General features: G+C 49.8%; 17 protein-coding genes. 8 read left to right on the forward strand and 9 right to left on the reverse strand.

The genetic code is table 11. From position 1 onward, the window contains the following. The first annotated feature begins 119 nt into the window (after positions 1 to 119). Positions 120 to 662, forward strand: coding sequence for an FHA domain-containing protein (locus ACKFKF_RS06005; RefSeq protein ID WP_446866843.1), 543 nt, complete (start codon positions 120 to 122; stop codon positions 660 to 662). 223 nt (positions 663 to 885) lie between these two features. On the opposite strand, the gene ACKFKF_RS06010 is transcribed toward ACKFKF_RS06005, so the two are convergent. The 4 genes from ACKFKF_RS06010 to ACKFKF_RS06025 all read right to left on the reverse strand — a co-directional run bounded on the left by ACKFKF_RS06010 (position 886) and on the right by ACKFKF_RS06025 (position 3,923). Beyond that, entirely contained in the window at positions 886 to 2,910 is a 2,025-nt protein-coding gene (locus ACKFKF_RS06010; protein WP_446866845.1) for a ribonuclease catalytic domain-containing protein, read from the reverse strand. A gap of 98 nt (positions 2,911 to 3,008) precedes the next feature. Next, positions 3,009 to 3,224 carry a 30S ribosomal protein S18 gene (gene rpsR, locus ACKFKF_RS06015; RefSeq protein WP_446856316.1) on the reverse strand — a complete coding sequence of 72 codons (216 nt, stop codon included), beginning with the start codon at positions 3,222 to 3,224 and terminating at the stop codon, positions 3,009 to 3,011. Positions 3,225 to 3,310: 86 nt separating this feature from the next. Continuing rightward, entirely contained in the window at positions 3,311 to 3,505 is a 195-nt protein-coding gene (gene rpmG, locus ACKFKF_RS06020; RefSeq protein WP_446866846.1) for a 50S ribosomal protein L33, read from the reverse strand. Between the two features lie 196 nt (positions 3,506 to 3,701). Continuing rightward, positions 3,702 to 3,923 (reverse strand): hypothetical protein, encoded by a 222-nt coding sequence (locus ACKFKF_RS06025; protein ID WP_446866848.1) that lies wholly within the window; start codon positions 3,921 to 3,923, stop codon positions 3,702 to 3,704. Between the two features lie 351 nt (positions 3,924 to 4,274). Here ACKFKF_RS06025 and ACKFKF_RS06030 point away from each other — a divergent pair, with 351 nt between their 5' ends. Further along, positions 4,275 to 4,514 carry a helix-turn-helix domain-containing protein gene (locus tag ACKFKF_RS06030; protein WP_446856313.1) on the forward strand — a complete coding sequence of 80 codons (240 nt, stop codon included), beginning with the start codon at positions 4,275 to 4,277 and terminating at the stop codon, positions 4,512 to 4,514. A 103-nt stretch (positions 4,515 to 4,617) separates the two neighbouring features. Here ACKFKF_RS06030 and ACKFKF_RS06035 read toward each other — a convergent pair whose 3' ends face one another. Beyond that, complete coding sequence (locus ACKFKF_RS06035; protein ID WP_446866850.1) at positions 4,618 to 4,836, reverse strand: hypothetical protein; 219 nt, start codon at positions 4,834 to 4,836, stop codon at positions 4,618 to 4,620. A gap of 96 nt (positions 4,837 to 4,932) precedes the next feature. On the opposite strand from ACKFKF_RS06035, the gene ACKFKF_RS06040 reads away from it, so the two are divergent. The 6 genes from ACKFKF_RS06040 (at position 4,933) to ACKFKF_RS06065 (ending at position 9,976) form a co-directional block, all read left to right on the forward strand. Next, positions 4,933 to 6,972 carry an NACHT domain-containing protein gene (locus ACKFKF_RS06040; protein ID WP_446866851.1) on the forward strand — a complete coding sequence of 680 codons (2,040 nt, stop codon included), beginning with the start codon at positions 4,933 to 4,935 and terminating at the stop codon, positions 6,970 to 6,972. Positions 6,973 to 7,023: 51 nt separating this feature from the next. Then, complete coding sequence (locus tag ACKFKF_RS06045; RefSeq protein ID WP_446866852.1) at positions 7,024 to 7,248, forward strand: DUF2281 domain-containing protein; 225 nt, start codon at positions 7,024 to 7,026, stop codon at positions 7,246 to 7,248. Beyond that, positions 7,242 to 7,601 carry a type II toxin-antitoxin system PemK/MazF family toxin gene (locus tag ACKFKF_RS06050; protein WP_446866853.1) on the forward strand — a complete coding sequence of 120 codons (360 nt, stop codon included), beginning with the start codon at positions 7,242 to 7,244 and terminating at the stop codon, positions 7,599 to 7,601. Before ACKFKF_RS06045 ends, ACKFKF_RS06050 begins: the two co-directional genes overlap by 7 nt. Before the next feature lie 39 nt (positions 7,602 to 7,640). Then, positions 7,641 to 7,862 (forward strand): type II toxin-antitoxin system HicB family antitoxin, encoded by a 222-nt coding sequence (locus ACKFKF_RS06055; protein ID WP_446866854.1) that lies wholly within the window; start codon positions 7,641 to 7,643, stop codon positions 7,860 to 7,862. 66 nt (positions 7,863 to 7,928) lie between these two features. Continuing rightward, positions 7,929 to 8,633 carry an SAM-dependent methyltransferase gene (locus tag ACKFKF_RS06060; protein ID WP_446866855.1) on the forward strand — a complete coding sequence of 235 codons (705 nt, stop codon included), beginning with the start codon at positions 7,929 to 7,931 and terminating at the stop codon, positions 8,631 to 8,633. Between the two features lie 89 nt (positions 8,634 to 8,722). Then, a complete protein-coding gene (locus tag ACKFKF_RS06065) occupies positions 8,723 to 9,976 on the forward strand; it encodes a molybdopterin molybdotransferase MoeA (protein WP_446866856.1) in 1,254 nt (417 codons plus the stop codon). 6 nt (positions 9,977 to 9,982) lie between these two features. Here ACKFKF_RS06065 and ftsZ read toward each other — a convergent pair whose 3' ends face one another. The 4 genes from ftsZ to ACKFKF_RS06085 all read right to left on the reverse strand — a co-directional run bounded on the left by ftsZ (position 9,983) and on the right by ACKFKF_RS06085 (position 13,601). Beyond that, the gene (gene ftsZ, locus ACKFKF_RS06070) at positions 9,983 to 11,281 is read right to left on the reverse strand and encodes a cell division protein FtsZ (RefSeq protein WP_446856308.1); all 1,299 of its coding nucleotides are present in this window, start codon (positions 11,279 to 11,281) and stop codon (positions 9,983 to 9,985) included. 224 nt (positions 11,282 to 11,505) lie between these two features. After that, the gene (locus ACKFKF_RS06075) at positions 11,506 to 12,342 is read right to left on the reverse strand and encodes a cell division protein FtsQ/DivIB (RefSeq protein WP_446866857.1); all 837 of its coding nucleotides are present in this window, start codon (positions 12,340 to 12,342) and stop codon (positions 11,506 to 11,508) included. Positions 12,343 to 12,641: 299 nt separating this feature from the next. After that, positions 12,642 to 12,767, reverse strand: a complete 126-nt coding sequence (locus tag ACKFKF_RS06080; RefSeq protein ID WP_446866859.1) for a ribbon-helix-helix protein, CopG family — start codon at positions 12,765 to 12,767, stop codon at positions 12,642 to 12,644. Between the two features lie 498 nt (positions 12,768 to 13,265). After that, entirely contained in the window at positions 13,266 to 13,601 is a 336-nt protein-coding gene (locus tag ACKFKF_RS06085) for a DUF4168 domain-containing protein (RefSeq protein WP_446856306.1), read from the reverse strand. Positions 13,602 to 13,795 lie beyond the last annotated feature (194 nt).

Genomic DNA, 13,795 nt, shown 5'->3' on the forward strand with positions numbered 1-13,795 from the left:
AACATTTGAGATTCCAGCCCATTTGCATGTGCCGTTTGTCAGGTTTTGTCAGGGTTTGAGGGTCTGGCGACTCTAATTTGATTTGTTGTCGCATCGCAGTTACTTCTTAAGCGCATACTATGGTAAACCTGCAACAGTCCGGTAATGTAGATCACTACGCTCTGGACTTTCTCAAAGAAAACCCGGACATCTCTCGATCGCTCCTTGCAGATTGCGACCACGATTTTGATCAAGTTTCGACCTTTGTGGGGCCGATCGTTCAAGCTTCCAAACGCTGTCCTGCGTCTTACTACATTCAAGCAGCGACCACTGGGAGAACGGCCTTTTTAACCACCAATCTGTTTGACCTCGAAGAAGCACGGGTGACAGAAATTGCTTCAACCTGGCTGATTGGTCGCAGTCGAAACTGTGCGATCGCTGTTCCCAATCCCTCTATTTCTCGGTGTCACGCCGTCATTGGTCACAGTCCTCTAGAAGGGTTTTATGTGATGGATGTAGGTAGCAGCAATGGCACGTTTATTAACCGTCATCGCCTCCCTACATTAGAGCGGCGCACGCTTCAAGATGGCGATCTGGTGTCTCTGAGCCACATCCACGTCGAGTTTTTTGTCGTCAGCAACAAGAAAACCCTATCGGGTCTGGTTGGAGGGACGCGATCGTAGTTTTTTCAAGCGCTACCAAATGTGCAACATGCGATAGAACAATTCCCTCGTGGTCGCCTCTAAACTTTAACTTTAGGGTGAAACGGGGGAGTTTCCTTTGCAGGGATGTTTAACGCTTAAGAGCTTTTGAAAGCTACCCGATTTGGCAGGTCGTTTTTTGAACCCCGATCTCTTCGAGTTACCCGCAAGGGGTCGCTTCGAGTTACCTGCAAGGGGTTGCGCCTCAACCCACTGCTTGCTGAACGGCTTGCTGCGTCACTTCTTGAAACTGGATGATGTCTTGTCTGGGGTCAACGTGACTGACTCTGAGATCGAGGCGATCACCTGGCTCTATCGATCGACTAAATCGGATCGGTAACTCTAGACCCAAATCTTCTAGTAAGACAAGCCCCAAATTTTCGTGCTCTCTCAGCCATCTCAGCATCAAGGCTTGCCAGACTTCATCAGAGTGACGACGCAGAAACTCTAGTCCCCAGTAGCGATTAGTTTGTCGCTCTACTAGTGAAGCTTCCTGGACGGTGCTGCTGATGGTGAGCATCAAGGCCTTTACCTCGTCGGGCGAAAATGGCAGGTCGGCCCCTCTTAAATGCGCCTTGATCTGAAAATGCGTCAGCAAATCGCTGTAGCGACGAATTGGAGACGTGACTTGAGTGTAGTTGTCTAACCCCAAGCTGGCATGACGCGCAGGCGTGATCGACAGTTCGCTACGAGGCATACAGCGGCGAATTGCACAAGAGCGAACCGGGCCCGCAGGTAGCTGCAAAAGCTCACTTTCGGACGGCAACTCCGGTTGGGGCTGGGCGCGAAAAGGCATCGGCAGGCTGTGGTCTCGACCATAACGAGCGGCCACCTCTCCCGCTAAAATCATCATTTCTGCAACCAACTGACGCGCCCTCGAATCTTCGAGCAGTTGAATCGTGATCTCGTCACTTTCGCTGCTCACCTTGATCGAAGACTCTGGCATGTGGATGCTGATCGCCCCTTGAGACTGTCTCCAGGCTTCTCGACGTTTGGCCCACTTGGCGATCGCTTCCAATTCAGACTCGGCCTGTACGCCCCACTGCAACATCTCATCGACATCATCGTAGGTCAGGCGATAGGTGGCTTTGATCAGACTGGTGTGAATGCTGTAGTCTTGTACGCCTCCAGACTCATCTAAAATGACGCTGAAGCTTAACGCGCAAGACACTCTCCCTTGATTGAGGCTCATCGGGCCGGTTGCCAACTCTGACGGAAACATGGGGATCATTCCCGTTGGCAGATAGATCGTGGTAATTCGACGACGCGCTTCTAGATCTAAATCGTCTCCAGGCATCAACCAGCGAGTCGGGTCGGCAATGTGAATCCACAGGCGATGCTGACCGTCAGGCAAAACTTCGAGACTTAAGCCGTCGTCAATCTCACGGGTGCTTTCGTCGTCGATCGTATATACCTTCAAGTAAGTCAGGTCTAAGCGATCGGCGTTGAGATCAGCAGGTGGAAACTCCAAACGATTATGCGACACTTCCAGAACCTTTGTAGAAAAATGAGTTGGGATCTGGCTACGCCGCAGAAATAGATTCTCGTGGGGACTCCACAAACCCAAATCGACGAGAAGTTGCCATGCAGCCTGGGGGGTTTCCGGCCGTTTCAGTGCTGCCAGTGTTTCGAGGGCAGGAGTCCGATGGGAGGCCTCTTCTCCCAGGGTAGCAAATCGCTCTAGGGCATCAAGTCGGGATCGATCGCTCACTTGCCATTCAGCCGTATTGCCCTGAAGAACGGTTTGGACGCGATCGAGAAAACTTTGCCACTCGCGCTGGCGTTGGGCTTCCATCTCGATCTGGTGCTTCAGTTCGGCAACCTGGCTGGCGGGACGAGGTTCGTAGCGATCGCCCTTCTGCTTAAAGTAAAGCTTATCTTCGGAGAGCAAGCAGTAAGCTGCGTAGCACAGTGGTGCGGTTTGGTCAGAAAATAGCAGCGTGGCCATTTCTGATGGCTCTGTCGTGTCGCCCGTTTCGCTGAGGATCTCCCAGGCAACCTCTAGACTGGAGGGGTCGAGATAGGGCTGAATCTCCCGCAAAAACTTGGGAATGTCGGAAAACTTGTAGGTTTCTTCAGCGACTTCGCAGGTGATCTGGCGAGGGTGGAGGGTGTGGGGTTGGCCCCGATCGTCGATCACAATCCAGTGTTTTTTACCTTCTGGACGATCGGCAACGGCGAGGCGGCGCTCTCCATTTAAACGAAATTCGACTAGGGTGCCCTTCTCCATCGAAGTCTATTCACTATGGGGGTTAAAGTGTCAACTGCAATCTGGGTGCCTGATATCGGCGAAAGCGTTTCACACCCTACACCTTAACACCCCACGAATTACCCTTCTTGATTGATGAAGGGAAGTAACGCAACAATTCTGGCTCTCTTGATCGCGGTGGTCAGATTGCGCTGCTGCTTGGCGGTCAGGCCAGTGATCCGACGGGGAAGGATCTTGCCTCGTTCGGTGATGAATTTACGCAATAAATCGACATCTTTGTAGTCGATCGGTTCTTCGGGCTTGAGGGGTGAAACGCGGCGACGGTAATAGCTCATAGGAATCCTAAAGGTAAGGGTGGTCAGTGGTCAGTAGCCAAACGTGACTACGGGCAAAAAGTTACCAGCTTGTTGCTAACGGCAGTCTATTTGATTTCTTTGTGGTCGGTGTGCTTGTTGCAGTGGGGGCAAAACTTTTTGAGTTCTAGGCGGGCGGTGGTGTTGCGACGGTTCTTCATGGTGGTGTAACGGGAGACACCGGGAGAACGTTTGTCAGAATTGGTGCGACATTCGGTACATTCCAGCGTAATGATGATTCTTACGCCCTTATTCTTAGCCATAGTGGACAGCCCAGATGGAGAAATTTGATTTAGACACGAAGGTCTATTATCACATACGGTGACGGACTTGGACAATCAGACGTTTAAGGGGATTTCTAGCTAAGAAGTTACTAATCTCGAAAAGCCCCCTAAATCTCGCAATTCTGGGGGACTTTGAGTTTCAAAAGCCCTCTGGCTTTGTTCAAGATTCCTTGAGTTAGGAGAGGGTTTTGCGGCGATCGGGTTCCCTGGGGTGCGATCGGTCTTCTTGGATGGGGTCGAAGACGACGCAGAATTCTGATTGGGGTTCGAGTCGTTGGAGGGCGCGGCAATAATGGTCGGCATTGGAGGGGGATCGGTGACGGGCAAGGGTAATGCGTTGCATGTTTGGCAGCAGGCGCATCACGGCCCAAGGCTCTAGGCGTTGTTTGTAGTGCATAATAATGACGTTCCATGACAAGTGGATCTGTGAGCCAGTCCGAAGGCTTTTCCAGGGCGCGGACTGGTTCTTAACAGGGGGTGAACTCGATGAATCTTTTCGCTTCGGTTACAGATCTTGGAAGCCCCCTAAATCCCCCACAAGTGAGGGACTTTGAGCCGGAAATCTTAGATTGAAGTCCCCCAGAATTGGGGGGTTGGGGGGCTGAAGGGCTGAACAACGAAGCGAAAAAACTGTCGAATTCACGTTAACAAAGGGTGGATAACAGTAGCGTCAACTGACAACAGTCTATCTTTGATGAAGTCATTTGACAACATTATTTAGTCAAAAGGCTCTGTCACAGTTCAGCGAATGGGAAAAGCAGGGAATGCCCTCAGACAAGTGCTAACGACCTATGGGATTAGCCAGAATCAACTTGCAATCACGATGGGAATTCATCGCGGTGTGATGAGTCGTTGGGTCAGTGAAGACAGAGATCCGTTGGCAGAAGCTTTGTTTGAGATCTATCGGGCGTTGCGAAGGCTAAATCCGGCGGCTGCTGAGGAATTTATTCGCCTGTTTCTTGAAGATGCACGGAATGATGAGAGTTAACCAGGGAACGAACTCTACGGAAATCGAAGCTACTGCCTTCTGAATTCAGCCGATCGCACTTCAAACAGGAACAATTGCACCTCAAACAGGAACGATCGCACTTTTAATAGGAACGATCGCACTCAGAACTCAAATAATCGTGTTCGGAACTCAAATAATCGTGTTCGGAACTCAAATACTCGCGTTCGGAACTCAAACGATCGCACTCAGAACTCAAGCGATCGCACTCAGAACTCAAATAATCGTGTTCGGAACTCAAATAATCGTCTTTAGAACTCAAACGATCGCACTCAGAACTCAAATACTCGTGTTCGGAACTCAAACGATCGCGTTTTACGCTCAAAGCAAGCGGAAATCTAGCCGATCGCTCATTCCGTAAATTACGCTGGTGGTGTCGCGATCGTCACCCAACACTTTTATGACAGGATTAGAACCCCTCTGGATCGAAGCTGCAAAAGGTCTATCAGGTTTAGCCATCAAAACGTTGGGAGAAATGGCGAATAAGCGGTTAGACGAGCCGTTTCAGCAAGCGGTTTACAACTTTTTTGGCAAATACATTCAGAACTATCTCGATCGCCACGGCATTTTGAGAGTGTTGGGGATGCCGGAACCTGTGCGATTGCAGGATATTTATACTGAAGTGCAGTTTTTGGGAGAGGATGGGCGGCGGTGGTATCTGTCGATCGGCAATTTGGAGGAAGCGTATCGATCAGACGATCGACGGTTTCAAGCAAAAACACCGCAGAAGCAGGACGGAATGCAAGCCGCAAACGATCAGCAATATCTGATGGTGTTGGGACAACCGGGAGCGGGAAAATCGACCTTTCTGCGGCGAGTTGGCTTAGAAGCGCTGATGGGTCACGAAGGAAACTATCGGCATGACTGTATTCCGGTGTTTGTGGAACTGAAACGATTTAACACTGGGGAGATTAACGTCGAGAAAGCGATCGCTCAGGAATTAGAAAATTGTAGATTTCCCGATGCAGAAGGCTCTACCAAAAAGCTTTTAGCTCAAGGTAAGCTCTTGATTTTGCTGGATGGCTTAGATGAAGTACCAACTGCACACTTAGATCACGCAATTACGCAGATTCAAGATTTTGTCGATCGACACAAACAAAATCGCTTCATTGCCTCTTGCCGAACGGCCGCCTATCACAGTCGATTTCGCCAGTTCAAAGATGTGGAGATGGCGGATTTTGACGATGTTCAGATTCAGCAGTTCATTACCAACTGGTTTCAGAGCGAACAGGACAAGCAATTTGGCATAGCCGAGAAGTGTTGGGAGCGATTGCAGGAGCCTGAATACTCAGCCACCAAGGAACTTGCTCAAACGCCGCTGTTGTTGACCCTGTTGTGTCTCGTTTTCGACGACTCGCAAGCCTTTCCCAAGAATAGGGCTGTTCTCTATGGCGATGCGCTAGATGTTTTGCTAAAGAAGTGGGCAGCCGAAAAGCGCATTCAACGCGATCCGATCTACAAAGATTTGAGCGTGGCACTCGAAGAAATGATGTTGGGAGAGATTGCTTATGCGGGGTTTGTGAACGATCGCCTTTTCTTCTCCAGACGTGAAGTCGTTCAGCAAATTTGTACATTTCTAGAGAGCAATCTCAACGCGCCAAAACACTTAGATGGCAAAGAAGTCTTAAAAGCAATCCAAATTCAGCAGGGAATCTTAGTCGAACGCGCCGCAGATGTCCTATCGTTTTCCCACCTCACCATTCAGGAGTATCTCGTCGCTCAACACATTGCAGACCATAACTTGATTGAGGAATTGGTTGTAGGAAATATTGCAGAAAGACGCTGGCGAGAAGTCTTTCAACTGGTAGCAGGGCTGATGCGAGGCGGAGCAGATGACCTGTTGCTGCGAATGGAAGTAGAAACTCAGAAATACCTCAACACTGACAAACTAAAAAGCATTGTGAATTGGGCAGAACAAATAACGGCTGGCTCTGAAGGTGACTTTAAACCTGCTGCTAAGAGAGCGATCACTATTTTTCTCAACCGCGCCCTCGACCGCGCCCTCGACTTCGACCTCGACCCCACCCTTCTTTTTGCCCTTGACCTCGCCCACTTCCTTGACCTCACCTTCAGTAACAACGACCGCATCATCCTCATCCCTGATTGTGCCTTCGCTCACAAATTTGAAAGACTAAAAAGTTTTAGATCCGTAGATTTTGCAGCCTTGATTTCGCAATTGGAAGCTTTAGAAACTCAGGCTCCTGATGATAGCGAACCCGATGAAATCCGCCGAGCATTTACAGACCGGATTCTGCAAACCTGGTACACCAATCTCAACCTTAATCCTGAATGGATTAATTTATCTGGTGAGGAAGTCGAATCTCTCAATAATTACCTCTACGCCAACAAACTTCTCATCCGCTGTAAAGAGACCGCTGCGCGAGTGTCACCCAAAACCTGGGAAGGCATCGAATCCCGAATGCTCACCATGAGAGCGTGATCGCCGTTCAGCAGCAGTATCCTAAAGAAAACCCTGATCATTGCAAAGCTTATGACTGTACACGAGCAAGCGATCGACAAACTTCGTCAACTGCCAGATGCGCTGGCGATCGAAGTCAGCGACTTCATTGACTTTCTACTCACAAAACACCCTCAAAACGAGACAGCCCTCCCGTCTCCAGAATCATTAGAAACCGTTGAATCAGACTTCTCTGACTATCTAAAAAACCTGGAAGACTATGAAGACCGTCTAGCGTGTGGAGAAATCCAGTGGTAACGGTGACACGAGGCGACGTGGTTTTATGTGACCTCAACCCTGTAATCGGGACAGAACAAGCCGGAATTCGGCCTGCTGTCATTGTGCAAATCGATCGAGCCAATGCCGTCAGTCCCCACACAATTATTGCGCCCTTCACCTCTAAAATTCGTCGCTCTTTATTGCCCTCTCATGTCTTCGTTCCCGCAGGCATTGGCGGACTCAGCCAGAATTCCGTGATTTTATGCGAACAGATTCGAGCGATCGACAAATCTAGAATCATTCGAGTGCTTGGTCATCTCGATGCTTCTCATCTTGAGCAATTAGGAGTCGCCTTATCAACAATTTTGGGTCTAACGGCAGAAGATGAATAACTCTCTTGCACTGGAAAAGAAGACGGGTGAAGATAAGCCATGAAAGACTATCACATCAACATCTTCTACCGTGAAGAAGACGAAGGGTATATTGCCGACATTCCCGACCTGAAATACTGTTCCGCCTTTGGTGAAACCGTTGAAGAAGCCGTTCACGAAGTCTTGATAGCAAAAGCAGCTTGGCTAGAAACAGCGAAAGCAGAAGGCAAACCCATTCCCACCCCAAAATATCGCCCTGCCATCTATCAAATTGCATCCTGACTCATGTCAAGCCACTGATTGATAAGCTAGCGACTTCACTAATCTACTCAAGCTGAGACGTAATTTATGGCAATGAAGTTAGAGAGCGTGGTTCCGTTTGGGCGACCCCTTGCGGGTAACTCGAAGAGATCGCTCGATGAGTACATTCAAATGTTTGATCTGACAGAAGCTGACCTCCAGAAATCAATTTTAGGGGTGGGAGATGGGCCAGCCAGTTTCAATGCAGAAGGGACGCGGCGAGGCTATCAAATTCAGTCGATCGATCCGCTTTACGCATTTACAGCAACCGAAATTAAAAGCCGATTTGATGCGGTTGTAGACAACATTATTCAACAGGTCAAGAACACGCCTGATGATTGGGTCTGGAGTTATCACAGTTCGGTCGAGCAGCTTAAAAGCAGCCGTGAACGATCGATTGAACTTTTTTGCGCCGATTATGATCAAGGCAAAGCAGAAGGACGATATACGATCGCAGCGTTACCCACTCTGAAATACCGGGACGACGACTATGATCTGGGGCTTTGTTCTCACTTCCTGTTTTTGTACTCTGACCAATTGGACGAGCGATTTCATCTAGAAGGCATCTGCGAAATGCTGAGAGTTTGCAAAGAAGTGAGAATTTTCCCGCTATTGACGCTAGGGCTGAAACCGTCTCAACATCTAGCGGCGATCGTTCAAATGCTAGAAGCCAAAGGGCACACCTGCGAAATTCAAACTGTGCCTTATGAGTTGCAGCGAGGCGGCAATAAAATGCTAAAGGTGATGAGATAGCCTGTATCTTCACAATAGGTTGATCAGTAGGTTGATCAGTAGGTTGATCAGCGAATTCGCCGTTCTAAAAATTCCTTGTGCCTTAACTTATGTTGCCCGCCAAACAAGCTGAAGAATTGATTTTGGGTTTAGTTCAGCCTTTTGAGCGCGATCGCCACTCTGAAACTGTCCCTTTAGAAGCCTCTTTACAGCGTATTCTGGCAGCGGATGTGACGAGTCATCTCGATTTTCCCCACTGGGACAACTCTGCAATGGATGGCTATGCAGTGCGCTTTGAGGATGTGAAAGCTAGTAGTACCGAGAAGCCAGCTAGTCTGAAAATCATTGAAGAAATTCCAGCAGGACATCAGCCCCAGAAAACCGTTCAGTCAGGACAAGCCGCACGAATTCTGACGGGATCAGTGATGCCTCAAGGGGCAGATACGATCGTCATCCAGGAAGAAACGAGACGAGAAGGAGAACAAATCCTAATCCTCAAACCGCCCTCCGAACCACAGGCCTTTGTCAGGCATCGGGGGGCATTTTATCGATCGCAGACTCCCCTCTTACCCGCAGGTTTGCGCTTGCACGCCCCCGAAATTGCCGTTTTAGCTGCCGCTCAATGTACTCAGGTGTCGGTGTTTCGTCGTCCGCGAGTGGCTATCTTATCGACGGGCAGCGAATTGGTTATACCGAGTCAGCCTTTGCAGCCGGGGCAGATCGTAGACTCCAATCAGTATGCACTCGCCGCCTTGATCACTCAGATGGGCGCAGAAGCGCTGCCGTTGGGAATTGTGCCCGATCGTCCCGATGATCTCAAAGACGCGATCGCTCATGCCCTTTCGACTGCGGATGTCGTTCTCTCGTCGGGAGGCGTTTCGGTGGGGGATTATGATTACGTCGATCGCATCCTGGCAGAATTGGGCGCAGAAATTCATATTCGATCCGTCGCCGTCAAACCGGGTAAACCGTTGACTTTCGCCACTCTTGAGAATTCAGAATCTCAACTCAAAACGTTCTATTTCGGACTTCCTGGCAATCCCGTTTCCGCGCTGGTGACTTTTTGGCGATTTGTGCAGCCTGCGATTCGCAAACTGTCAGGAGTCACTCAGGGATGGGAGCCAATCTTTGTCAAGGCAAAAACAAGCCAGGAGCTACGATCGGACGGCAAGCGAGAGTCTTATTTGTGGGGGCAGTTGCAGTTGAGGGATGGGGAGTATGAATTTGCGATCGCGCCTGGTAGCCACAGTTCGGGTAACCTGATCAACCTGGCTGGAACCAACTGTCTTGGCATGATTCCAATCGGACAAACCCACGTCTCACCCGGAGAAACGATCCAGGTTCTGCAAATCAGCGCCCTTTAACAGGGATCACTTAGGAGGTCTCCGGCGTTGCAGAAACTCAGGAATATCTAAACCCGGCGGCTTACCTTTCGGTTCTGAAGGAGCCGTAGAAGGTGTGGGATTGATGGGCGCAGGGCGCTTGGGTAAGACAGAGGGTTTTGCCTGCGCTTGTTGCTGTTGAGTTTCGGGCGAAAATCCAGTTGCAATCACGGTAATCCGCACTTCACCCTGAAGCCGTTCGTCAATTACCGCACCAAAAATAATGTTGGCATTGGGATCGACAACTTCGTAGATGATTTCTGCGGCAGCATTCACCTCGTGCAGCGTCAGATCAGACCCGCCCGTAATGTTAAAGACGACTCCTCTCGCGCCATCGATCGACGCTTCTAGCAAAGGAGAAGAAATGGCGGCGATCGCTGCTTCTCTGGCCCGCGATTTGCCCGACCCAATGCCAATCCCCATCAGGGCTGACCCCGCATCCGCCATCACCGCTCGCACATCGGCAAAATCGACGTTGACCAAACCGGGAATCGTAATAATGTCAGAAATGCCCTGCACGCCCTGACGCAAAATGTCATCCGCCGTTCTAAATGCTTCCTGGACGGGGGTTTGCTCAGAGATTACCGTCAGCAGTTTGTCATTAGGAATGATAATCAGCGTATCGACTCGACTTTGCAGCGCAGCGATGCCTTCTTCGGCCTGACCTGTGCGCCGCCGACCCTCAAAGGTGAAAGGACGAGTCACCACTCCGACCGTCAGGGCCCCTAATTCTTTGGCGACTTCGGCAACGATCGGGGCGGCTCCCGTCCCAGTTCCCCCACCCATGCCAGCGGTGATAAAGACCAAATCGGCATGTTCGAGCGCCGTGGCAATTTCATCGCGAGATTCTTCGGCGGCTTTTTGCCCGATCGCCGGATTTCCGCCTGCGCCCAATCCTCTTGTCAGCTTTTGACCCACCTGTAATCGCTTAGGGGCTGCTGCCTGAGCCAGCGCTTGAGCATCGGTATTGACCGTCCAAAACTCGACCCCTGAGACATCGCTGGCGATCATTCGGTTGACCGCATTGCCCCCGCCCCCGCCAACGCCAATCACCTTGATCTTCGCAATACTTCCTGGCACGATATCACCACTCCTTAAATCTTCTCCAGGCATTCCTTTGAGACTGGAATTCTGGCTTAGATAGAGACTGGAGTTCCCAAACGAGTTTGAGTTGTCTGCGATCGACGAAAAGCCAGATTGTCCTTCGGCATGGGAATTTTCGTAGCCCTGCTCCAGGCTGCTATCGAGCGTCATTGGAACGGTATTTGACTCATTGTTAAGCGTCATTGGAATGTACGGGCGATGATTTATGAACAAAAAACCAGTCCTAGAAAAACTCTAGATCGCTGGGATAATCTAACTTGAGAAACCAACGATATTGCCATAGTTATAAAAGCAAAAGCGTATTGGTGGTGACAGGCTCAAGTTACGTTTTGTAGTGATAGATTTGCAAATTTTCGCACAGTTTTTCGCATAGTATTCGCGTGATGAGTATTCGCATGGTGAATGCCCTAGGGGGTACTTAATTTTACAGGACTTTTTGGCGTAATCATTTGAACAGAGGGGGATTCTGGATTTCTCAAATCAATGTAAGCAATCTGGTTGAGGTTGACGCGGCTGGATAATCGTCGCAGGCGATCGAGCGCTTTAAGCTGACTTGTAAAGTTTGCACCATAGAGTCCACAGTGGACGGTTCCTAATTCTGTCTTAAGAATCAAATTGTTGGGGTCGTCCAGATTGACTTCAAGAACTTTGACAGAACTGCGACGAATCGCCTGATAAAGCTGTGACCAACTGGCACGATATTGACTGAGCTTTCCCGTCACTTTTAGCGTGGGGAGTTTTAGGCTTTGATTGAGAGAAGTATAGCTTTCTAAGGGAATCCAGATGCCGTTTTCATCTAATAATCCAGGCTGATCCGGGTCGGTAGTTTTGGTGGCCCCGGCTTGAGGAAGGGCAACCGCAACCGGAGTCCGCTCCTGAATTCTCACAGTGAGACTGGGTGGAAACAGTTGGCGATCGACGGTCGCTTCGGCAATGGGAGCTTTGGCTTTGAGCGCATTCGAGACGGCCTGAGGCTGAATTTTTAGAAGAGATTGAGGATAGGCGATCGGCAGCAGAGTGCGAATAGTTTGTGCAGAAATAAATTGATTGCCCTTGATTGTAACCTGTTCAGGTTTGCGAATGACCCAGGCAGGCAAAGTCGCCGCCCAAACCGTCCCGGTAGCCAGCCCAAAAACAGCAAGACTGCGCCAACTGGCCTGAAAAAATCTCACACGTCTCTGGCGGCGTAGTTTTTGCCGTCGTTGGCTCAACTCAGTCTGGGAAACGGGGGCAATGCTGGTCATCCTGGCTCACTCACAAACTGGGTTCGGCAGACGGAATTACTTTGAAAAGATTATTTTTGAAGGAATATTTATGCAGAAATGCTTTTGCAGAAGTCCTCAACAGGGGTTGAAATGGCAAACTGCTAGGACTCGCGACTTCTCTCGGCTCCATCAATCCTTGAGAAAAAGCCTTGAGAAAAGGGAGGTTGAAAGCTTTGAATCGCGCCGATCAAGATAGACGACGATTACCGAAATTGAGCGGAAAGCCCCTCGCCTTTGGGCATGGGGATGGATAGCGACGGCGCGGTAGCGCCAATCTCTCACGACAAGGAGCGCAGAAATTCACGTACAACGTCTGTCTTGGTTCGCTTTGACTTTTTAGCATAGCGCTCAAGCTTTTTCATTTCCTCCTCGGAGACTCTAACGTGAAGTTGTTTTTCAGTCATGCTGTGTACTCAGGTGGTACACTCATTCTAGTGGCAAGGTAATCAACCACTTAAAAAACCTGGTTGTCGAAAGACACGCTGCACCTTGACAATTAAATCTATGCGGTTCTACTGCATTGTTCTAGTTCCCTCCTCGCAGTCGGTAAAAGATTTAGAGGAGCTAGACGACCAGCCTTTTGAAGCGAATTTGCTTCAGAATTAAACAGGACTCGCACTCCTGCGAATAGGGTAGGGCATACCCGAATTAACGCTTGGGGAGAATCCCACCTCTGGGCTAGAGACTGCAAGGAATCTAGGTTAAGTGGTTTCGTTGAGCCAAGAATTCCCTCGCCTTTAGGCATGGGGAGTGTCAATCTAGGCGACTTTTGTCCAGGCAGAAAGGCAACTTTGAACCGATCGTTGATTTCTGGGTGCCATCTCAAAAGCCCGAATCCGTCTTTTCATTTAATCACTCATTGCTGATTCTGGACTTGCCTCTTTGAGAAAGTTTGTCCGAGTCTACGTCGTCGATTCTTGCAATAGGGTAACGACTCGTTCGCCAAATTCAGGATCAACATTCGCTAAACCCAGCAATTGCAGATACTCCTGGCGAGACAGACCCGCCTTTTCGATGTCGGCGATCGCTTCCGCTTCGATATCTCGTTGAATTCGCAAAGATTCTGACTCGGTTTCTGCACCCTGTAGCTCTCCTTCGCGGCGATCGATGAGAGAAACGACCTGCAAATAGGCGCTGATGAACTGGTTGACCTTCTCAGAAGGAATGCTGGTTGCGTCCAGTCCGGCAGGCTTGGGGGGCGAAGAGTTGGGAGCCAAAACTTCGGGTGTGACAGGCATAGAACCGTCAGCAAGAGCGGGAAAATCCAACAGGAAGCAGGCAAAGAGCAAGAGAAGGAAATGAATCAGCGATCGCATCCCAATTTTTCCAGGTGAAGCGCCTCGATTTTAACGTGAATTCGATTTCTTCGAGTTACCCAAAAGGGGTCGAGTTCTCTGGAACTTTAACCGCAGATTTTCGGCTTCAAGTCCTC

The sequence above is a fragment of the Phormidesmis sp. 146-12 genome (assembly GCF_052939495.1).